This window comes from Janthinobacterium lyxosi, from assembly GCF_051380665.1.
Classification (GTDB): Bacteria; Pseudomonadota; Gammaproteobacteria; order Burkholderiales; family Burkholderiaceae_D; genus Janthinobacterium.
This window is the reverse complement of record NZ_JBNYXM010000087.1, coordinates 1-1,177: the sequence shown is the minus strand read 5'-3', so window position 1 is coordinate 1,177 and position 1,177 is coordinate 1. Positions and strand designations below refer to the sequence as shown.

Below are 1,177 nucleotides of genomic sequence, written 5' to 3'. Positions count from 1 at the left end.
CGAATCGCTGCGGACGCGTTTTGCACCGGCAGAAGGGGGAGCGGTACAGGTGATCGCGCCGCCCACGGCAGGCTTTATGCTGGCCATGCACGACTTGCAGGACGTAGCGCAAGCAGCGCGCGACGATGCCGTGCATACGCTGTTCGCCGAAGAGGCGGCAGCACCGTTCGACCTGGCCAATGGCCCGCTGATCCGCGGCCGCCTGCTGCGCCTGTCCCCTCAGGAACACGTGTTGCTGGTAACCCAGCACCATATCATTTCGGATGGCTGGTCGATCGGCGTGCTGATTGAGGAGGTAAATATACTCTATACAGCATTGAGCCAGGGGTTGCCCGATCCCCTGCCGCCCCTGGCGATCCAGTATGCCGACTATGCGGCGTGGCAGCGCAATACATTGCAAGGAGCAACATTGCAACGCCGGGTCAGCTTTTGGCGTACACACCTAGCCGGTGCACCCGCCTTGTTGGAACTGCCGACCGACCGGCCACGCAGCGCCGAACAAAGCTATAAAGGGAACCGCGTACAAGTCACGCTGCCTGCGGCACTGGCCTCTGGCCTGCGCAATCTAAGCCGGCGCCATGGCGTCACATTATTCATGACCTTGTTTGGCGCCTGGTCCGTATTGTTGGCGCGGCTGAGCGGACAGAACGATATCGTCATCGGTACACCCGTGGCAAACCGTGAACGTGCGGAACTCGACCCCCTGATTGGCTTTTTTGTTAACACCCTGGCATTGCGGACGCAGCTCGGCGATGATCCAAGCGTGGGAGCACTGTTGGCGCAGATCAAGGCAACCGCGCTGGAAGCCTATACCCATCAGGATCTACCATTCGAACAAGTAGTAGAAGCGCTCAATCCAGTACGCAGTCTGAGCCATAGTCCACTGTTCCAGGCAATGTTCGGGTTCAATAATACGCCGCGCCCCGATGATCTGACGCTGCCAGGCCTGACATTGACGGCGCTAAAGTTGCCAAGCCTGACCACCCAGTTCGATTTAAGCCTGTCATTGACGGACCTTGGCGATGTCATTGACGGAGATATCGAGTATGCCAGCGATCTATTCGACCATGCCACGGCGCAGCGCTATGCAGGCCATTTCCAGACGTTGCTGCAGTCGATGGCCAGTGACGATACGCAGGCAATTAGCCAGCTGGCCCTGCTAACAGCCCCAGAACGC

1 protein-coding gene is annotated in these 1,177 nt (G+C 59.0%); it reads left to right on the top strand.

Going from position 1 to position 1,177, the window contains the following annotated elements; genetic code table 11:
* Nucleotides 1-7: 7 nt before the first annotated feature.
* The coding region (locus tag ACQ4WP_RS29275; protein WP_436526813.1) for a condensation domain-containing protein at nt 8-1,177 on the top strand (1,170 nt) is incomplete at its 3' end.